At 56.8% G+C, this 257-nt stretch carries 1 pseudogene; it reads left to right on the forward strand.

The features are described 5' to 3' along the window. Positions 1-257 (forward strand): annotated as a pseudogene (locus SB816_RS33095) (sodium:proton exchanger); the annotation flags it as partial.

Genomic DNA, 257 nt, shown 5'->3' on the forward strand with positions numbered 1-257 from the left:
GCCTTCGTTGCCGGCCTCGCGACTCAGGCGGGTTTCAGCGAAGTCGGCAAGCACAGCGTCGAATTCACGGAAGATTGGGGGCAACTGTTGAATTATTTTGTCTTCTTCCTGTTCGGATTACTCATCACGCTTGTCTGGAAACAGTTCGATTTCGCGATCGTCGCGTATGCGCTGCTGAGTCTCACGCTGATCCGCATGATCCCCGTCGCGCTCGCACTGCGGGGCACGCACCTGAGCAAGCCCACCGTGCTTTTCAT

Origin of the sequence: Achromobacter sp. SIMBA_011, assembly GCF_046535435.1 — a bacterium.
GTDB lineage: Bacteria > Pseudomonadota > Gammaproteobacteria > Burkholderiales > Burkholderiaceae_B > Achromobacter > Achromobacter dolens.